Source organism: Mesorhizobium sp. M7A.F.Ca.AU.002.02.1.1, from assembly GCF_003998535.1.
Lineage (GTDB): Bacteria > Pseudomonadota > Alphaproteobacteria > Rhizobiales > Rhizobiaceae > Mesorhizobium > Mesorhizobium ciceri.
Map to the genome: position 1 here is coordinate 1 of NZ_RZPB01000043.1, position 7,345 is coordinate 7,345.

4 protein-coding genes and 2 pseudogenes are annotated in these 7,345 nt (G+C 61.5%); all 6 read left to right on the forward strand.

Going from position 1 to position 7,345, the window contains the following annotated elements; genetic code table 11:
- A pseudogene (locus EN879_RS04975) lies at window positions 1-494 on the forward strand (hypothetical protein); the annotation flags it as partial.
- A gap of 31 nt (window positions 495-525) precedes the next feature.
- Window positions 526-1,671 (forward strand): hypothetical protein, encoded by a 1,146-nt coding sequence (locus EN879_RS04980; RefSeq protein ID WP_063168855.1) that lies wholly within the window; start codon window positions 526-528, stop codon window positions 1,669-1,671.
- A 24-nt stretch (window positions 1,672-1,695) separates the two neighbouring features.
- The gene (locus EN879_RS04985; RefSeq protein WP_063168856.1) at window positions 1,696-3,606 is read left to right on the forward strand and encodes an ATP-binding protein; all 1,911 of its coding nucleotides are present in this window, start codon (window positions 1,696-1,698) and stop codon (window positions 3,604-3,606) included.
- 42 nt (window positions 3,607-3,648) lie between these two features.
- The gene (locus EN879_RS04990; protein WP_063168857.1) at window positions 3,649-4,953 is read left to right on the forward strand and encodes a DUF6638 family protein; all 1,305 of its coding nucleotides are present in this window, start codon (window positions 3,649-3,651) and stop codon (window positions 4,951-4,953) included.
- A 104-nt stretch (window positions 4,954-5,057) separates the two neighbouring features.
- Window positions 5,058-6,182, forward strand: coding sequence for a DUF2333 family protein (locus tag EN879_RS04995; protein WP_013529949.1), 1,125 nt, complete (start codon window positions 5,058-5,060; stop codon window positions 6,180-6,182).
- Between the two features lie 376 nt (window positions 6,183-6,558).
- Window positions 6,559-7,345 (forward strand): annotated as a pseudogene (locus tag EN879_RS39730) (formate--tetrahydrofolate ligase); the annotation flags it as partial.

Below are 7,345 nucleotides of genomic sequence, written 5' to 3' on the forward strand. Positions count from 1 at the left end.
ACCGCACGCAGCTCGAAGGCGAACGCTCCAAGCTGGCGACGGAATACAACGAAAAGCAGGCCAAGGAGCAGGAGCTGCTGGCCGAGAGCCAGACGCTCGAGCGCTACACCTCGATGTTCCAGACCTTCGTCGATTCGCTCAACAACCAGATCGCCGCGCAATCGACGCTGATCAACAAGCTGACCATCGATACCGAGCAGCGCATCGTGCTCTACAAGGCGCTGGAAGATTCGCTGAAGACCGCCGCCCAGCAGGACGTCGCCCACAAGATCAACACGCTGGGCAGCCAGGTCGACAACACCGCCGAGGAAACCATGGCCGGCATCGGTGCTGCTTCGCAAAAACACATCGGCGACCTACTCGAGATGCACGAGAAGAACATGGTCGCCACCGCCGACATCCAGCGCCGCAAGAAGCTGGCCGACGATGCCTTTGCCCGCCGCTTCGACGAGGTGCTGAAGAAGCACAATTCGGCAAACTACGTGCAGTCTTAGGGGTGATAGGACTGCCCGCGAGCGCACAGGCATGACCCCCGAAAACGAAGCGGCGGCACGATATTTCTCCGCCATCACGGCCGCGCTGAGCGGCCTTGAAGTGTTCATGCGCGACGATCGCTCGCCGCTTTACCGGCACGGCATCGTCGCCAAGATCGTCGCCGAATACATCGCCCGGCTCGACAAGTCGTTTTCCTGCTGGCGCAACCGGCTGGGCTTCATGGACACGTTCCGCATTTCGCGGGCCGAAAGCGGATTCCCGGTGTTCCAGAACCTGCTCGAACTGGAAAACGACCGCCGCCAGGCCGACGCGCGGCTTGCCAACATCCCGCTCGCCGGCGAATTGCGCGAGGAAATGGCCGACTTCATCCTGCGCCACAAGGAATTCCCCGAGGCGCTGCAGAAGTCGATGGCCGAGCGGCTCTATCTCGAGGACGTGAAAAGCGAGAACACCTTCGGTTCCTTCACGCTGGCGCAAACCGCCAAGGTCTCGGTCAATCCGAAGACGGGACGGCCCTATTATCTCGTCCATTGGGCGACGTTCGACGGCAGCGCCAACCTGCCTCTGGTCTACATGGTGACGGTGGAGGATTCTTCCGACGCGATGATCCGCCAGCTTGTCGACAGGAACGGCAAACTCAACGAGACGGTCGACATTCCGCTGCCGGTCGACGGCCTGCTCAATCCCGAGCTTGCCCATCGTTTCGACGATTTCACCGAGAAGAACTCCGCCTATACGCTGTCGCCGGCGACCATCGCGGTCAACCTCGACAAGGATTTCGAACCGCTGCACCCCAAGCAGCTGCGCCGCGTCGTGCTCGGCCCGTTCTATTCGGTGGGGATTACCGACAACAATTCGACGGTGACCGAGGTTCTGGCCAAGGTGCGCAAGCCGCAAAATGCCTGGCTTTTGACCTGGACGATCCAGGAGGTCTATTCCAAGAGCGAGAAACCCGGCCGCAAGGGCCTGTTTTCGAGTGAGAAGACAACGCAGGAATTCTTCATCAACACTGATGATCTGGAAGCCGCGCGTCAGGGCGTGTCGAGCTATGAAAACCATGCGCTGATTCCGCACGAGGCCTATCAGGCACTCTACGCCGCCGGCGAAGCACAGAAGATTTTTGCCGGCTACAAGGTTCATATCCTGTCCAACGGACAGGTCATCTCAGACGTCTGACCGTCACACCACGGAGCACCCTTCATGGATACCGGCCTGACCACCATTCCGGAAGCCGCCATCGAGAAGCACCGCGCCACCGCGCAGAGCTTCATCACCCGCATCGTCGTGCTGGAGGACCCGTCACGGGAGTCCGGCACCGCGCTTGCCGGCACCAACCGCCGCTTCGTCTCGACCGTCTCGGTCGGCTCGGTGCGTCGCACGCGCGAGGTCGAGCTGGCCAAGACCGTCGGCGCCGTTCATCTCGACGACCAGCTGCTGACCATCCCGCAGCACACGCTCCTGTTTCGCGCCCGGCGCGGCACGGCGATCGCGCTGGCCATATCGGACGTCTTTGCCGAAGGCTCCGACCTCGAAAGCCTGCAGGCCAGGAATACCCGCGCGCCGCTCGAAGGCGACGAAGCGGCCACCTTCAAGAAGCTTCTGTCGGCCTCGGCTTACATCTCCGCCTTCAGCCTCGCCTCCTACCTGTTCCAGCTGATCGACAGCGACGGCGAGGCACCCAACGACATCCCCGAGCCGGACTTCCTGTTCGACACGCCGCAGGATGCGGTGAAGTCGATCCTCGCTGGCCTCGACAAGGCGATCTCGGGATCGTCCGATGATGCCGATTTGATGACAAGGGCACGCGCCTTCGCCCGCGTCGCCATCGACGGGCTTCTGGCCCGCAAGGGCCGCTTCGACGGCATCGGCCCGTTCGAGAACGCCCATATCCGCATCGATGCCGACGATTTCACTCTCGATGGTTTCGACGTCGCGCCGGGCAAGCGCTCAAAACCGCTGGTGATGACCTTCAAGAAGCCGGAAGAGGTCGTCGGCAACCACATCGCCAAATACCAGTCGGTCAAGCTCGCCAAGATGCTGATGGCCTATGATTTCGAGCGCGAACTCAATCCGTTCGTCGAGCTCGGCGGCTTCCTGTTCACCTTCATCGGCGACGGCGCCCCCGGCACTGGCAAGACGACGCTGATCCAGATGATCGCCGGCCTCGTCAACGGCTATTGCCAGGTCGCCGGCTATCCCTTCGCCTACGAGAATTTCGGCGTCGACCAGATCTCGTCCTACCAGGGCAAGTCGGGCCAGAACTGCCGCCAGTTCATCAACAATGTCTTGAACCCACGCGTCATCGGCTTCGGCACCATCGACGACATCGACCAGGTGGCCGCCAGACGCTCCGACGACCGCGCCTCCGCCGGCCAGCAGGAGATAACAGGCGTCTTGATGGACGCCTTCGCCGGCGCCGCCACCGTGGTGCGCGGCAACTGCTCGTTCGGCATGTTCTCCAACTACCCCGAAAATGTCGACGACGCGCTGCGCCAGCGCGCCGGCGCCCGCTGGCTGGTCGACGGGCCGCAGAGCCGCGACGACTACATCGATATTTTTGTCCTGCTGGCGGGGAAAAACCATAAGATCCCGCTCGGCGAACACGACCTCTACGCCGCGCAGGAAATCCAGCGCGCCGTGACCGAAGCCTATGAGGAGCACGAGAAGCCGCAGGAAGATGGGCTGATGAAGGTCTACGAGCGCTACATGAAGGAGAACGGCGCGCCGAAATCGATGGCCGATATCGGCACCTATCTGCACCTGATCAAGGATGCCGAGCCCCGCTTCACCGGTCGCGCCATCAAGAATGTCACCGACGCCATCAAGATGCGCGCCATGGACATCGAGCTTCCCGACGATTGGTTCGAGAAGCCGGAAGTCTTCATGCACAAGGGCTACGACGAGAAGAAAGCGATGATCGAGGAACTGCGCGGGCCGTTCTCGATGGACATGGTCATGCAGGAGATCAACCGCTACGCCGACTCGGAGTTCCGCTATTCCGACAAGTCCGACGACTCCGCCGTGGAAAAACTGCTGCGCGACGCCCGCCTGCGCGAACGGGCTGCGCGCGAGATGGAGGAGATGAAGAAGAAGGGGCTATGGAATGCGTGAGCTGCGCCGGCCTTCCCTTCACCCCTTGTGGGAGAAGGCAAGATGAGCCCCGCCAAGAAACCCGATCTCCTGCGCGACAATGAGCTGATCTATGGCCGGCTGCTGACGGTCGACGAGCCGCATCTGATCCAGCGCTACAACAAGGCGCTCGCCGCATTCGGCTTGAAGCCGACCAAGCTGAAGACCTTCCAGATCGATCGCACCGGCTTTTCGCCCGAAGTGGCCGAGGAATGCGACGACTACGACTATCTCGATCCCAACGAGGTCAACCGCCGTTTCATCATCCTGACGCCGTCGCAGATCGACCTGCCGGTGGTGCACACCGCCTTCTCCAACACCTCGCAGCTGATGTTCGAGTTCATGTCCAAGAACCAGCGCGCCATCGATGCGCTGACGATCAAGGATGTCATCTACGGCGAGATCGAGGATTCCGTTCCCAAGGTCAACGATATCGAGGACCTGCTGTCGATCAGCCAGGTCGAGTTCAAGGTGCTGTCGGCTGAGGATGTGCTGGGCAAGGCCGCCGAGCTCGGCAAGCTCGTCGACCGGTTGAAGCAGGAGCCCGACGCCTGGCGCGACAGCGCCATGCTGAACCGCATGGTCGAGCTCGCCAAGATCTGCGGCGACATCCGCGAGAACGCGCTGGTGCCCGACCAGGTGATCTTCCGCCACAACGCCTACTGGACCAGCCATTTCGGTGGCCTTTACGTCTTCGTCGACCCGGATGTGACGACAGTGATCAGCGATCCTGCGGCGCCAGGCTTCCGCCGTTCGCGGCCGTGGCAGGTCAGCTATCTCTCCATTAACGACGCCGACAAGGTGTTCAAGTTCCTCGCCACCACCGGCCGCATCGAGTTGCCGCGCGCCTCCTGGGTCGAGGCCTCGGGCTACCTCGAGCACCGCGCCGAGATGGTGGTGCGCGCGCTGATCCGCGATGCCGAGCCGAACCGCAACTTGACCAATGTCGACAAGGTCTGGCTGCAGACCTGGTTCCAGAGCCATGCCGACCTGATCACCAGGGACGGCAATTTCCCTTTCCTCAACGCCGCCAAGCGCGAGATCGCCCAGCTCGGCCACCTGAAGATCGAGGATGTCTTCCCGCAGCAGCGCTTCCTGGTGATCCGCGCCAAGCCTGACCATCCTGACGCCTGGCTGACCAACCGGCTGATCTCGGATTTCGTGCCGTCGGACTTCGTCTCGCGCTACATCTTCAACAAGGACGGCTTCTACAAGGACTATGGCGGCTTCAGCGACGCCTGGCGATCGCATGTTGTGGACGTTCTCAAAACCACATATTTGAAGGACAAGGTGGCGTTTCGCACGCGCCTCTACGGCCTGACTGACTAGAACGAAATGAACCGTTATTTCGTTCTAACTTCTTGTTTTGGCGCATAATGTTATCCAAAAAGTCTGCAACTTTTTGGCATCATGCTTGAGGGGGTGACACAGCCATGCTCGATCCGATCGTGAACTTCTTCACCCGCATTTTCCAGTGGATCGGCCGCGGTATCGGGCTTTTGATCGGCGTCATCCTGTGGCCGTTCCTGTGGGCCGGACGCTGGTACACGCAACGCGGCTGGATCCTCAAGGCGGCGGTCGGCCTTGCTCTGCTGGTGCTGATCGGCCTCTATGCCAATTTCTTCTACGCCACCCAGTGGTGGAACAATTTCAACCCGAACTATCCAGACACCTACACGTTCGAGAAGCGCAATGTCTCCGCTGGCGAACAGGTCTCCGCCGGCGCCGGCACCGACACGGCCAAGACCTGCGGCAACTCCGGCATTGCCCAGATCGCCGCCGACCTGACCGACTTCAACGTCAACCAGAATGCCTGGATCTCGTCGATGATCCTCTACAAGCTCGGCCTGTTCGGCATCGACTGGGACAACACGCCGTGGATGGACAACAAGGCCTCCTTCCAGCGCGGCATCAACCAGGCGGTGCGGCGCACGGCGACCGAACTCGCCGACAATCTCGGCCGCGTCCGCACCACCTCGCAGATCGACAGCGATCTGCAGAATGCCCGCGGCAACCTGCAGTTCGACGAGGAGACCTGGTATTTCGGCCTGAACCCGTTCGGTCCCAAGACACCGACGCCGAGCTACTATCGCGACGCCGTGCGCATGCTGCGTTCCTTCAACGCTCGCCTTGCCACCTGCCAGGCGACATTCGACGCCCGCGCCGACAATCTGAAACAGTATATCGACCGCATCTCGTCCGACATCGGCTCGACCTCGGCGATCCTCAAGGAACGCGCCGAGAACCACAACAATGGCTGGTTCGACTTCCGCGCCGACGACCGCTACTGGTTCGCCTATGGCCAGCTCTATGGCTATTACGGCCTGATGAAGGGCGCCCAGGCCGACTTCGAGGACGTCATCAAGGAAAAGCATCTGCAGAACCTCTGGGACACGATGGACTCGCAGTTCGTTTCGGCACTGAAGATCCAGCCTTTCATCATCGCCAATGGCCGCGAGGATGGCTGGCTGTTGCCGACGCATCTGACGACGATGGGCTTCTATGTGCTCAGGGTGCGCTCCAACATGGTCGAAATCAGCAACGTTCTGACGCAGTAGCGCTGTTCCATTAGGGACCAGGCGATGGTGAATTTGCGCCGTCGCCTCTGTCGCATTCCGTGCATTGTGCGGCTGTTTTGAGACGGCGGAACGACGCGTCCTCTGGCTTCTATACGGCGCGGCAACGGAGCCAGGAAGAACCGACGACAGGTCGGCCGGTCCGCAGAAGAATTTTCTCAAGAGGAAACATAGTTGCATACAAGTTGACGCCGCGGCAGCGACAGGGTTAGAACATGCCCGCGCCCGGTTCCAACCTGCTTGCCAGTAAGACCAAACCCGTCCCCTCCACCGTCCAATCCAGAGGAAAGCCGTCATGGCCGAAGTGAAGTCCGACATCGAGATCGCGCGCGGCGCCAGGAAAAAGCAGATCCAGGAGATCGGCCAGAAGATCGGCATCCCGACCGAACACCTGCTGCCCTACGGCCACGACAAGGCCAAGATATCAGCCGAATTCATCAAATCGGTGAAGGGCAACAAGGACGGCAAGCTGATCCTCGTAACCGCCATCAACCCGACGCCGGCCGGCGAAGGCAAGACCACGACCACGGTTGGTCTCGGCGACGGCCTGAACCGCATCGGCAAGAAGGCGATCGTCTGCATCCGCGAGGCTTCGCTCGGCCCGAACTTCGGCGTCAAGGGCGGTGCCGCCGGCGGCGGCTATGCGCAGGTCGTGCCGATGGAGGACATGAACCTCCACTTCACCGGCGACTTCCACGCCATCACCACCGCACACAACCTGCTTTCGGCGCTGATCGACAACCACATCTACTGGGGCAATGAGCTCGGCATCGACACCCGCCGGGTCGTCTGGCGCCGCGTCATGGACATGAACGACCGCGCGCTGCGCGAGATCATCTGCTCGCTCGGCGGCGTCGCCAACGGCTTCCCGCGCGAGGGCGGTTTCGACATCACCGTCGCCTCGGAAGTGATGGCGATCCTCTGCCTGTCGACCGACCTGAAGGACCTGGAAAAGCGCCTCGGCGACATCATCGTCGCCTATCGCCGCGACAAGTCAGCCGTCTATGCCCGCGACCTCAAGGCCGACGGCGCCATGGCTGTGCTGCTGAAGGATGCCATGCAGCCGAACCTGGTGCAGACGCTGGAGAACAACCCGGCCTTCGTGCATGGCGGGCCGTTCGCCAACATCGCGCATGGCTGCAACT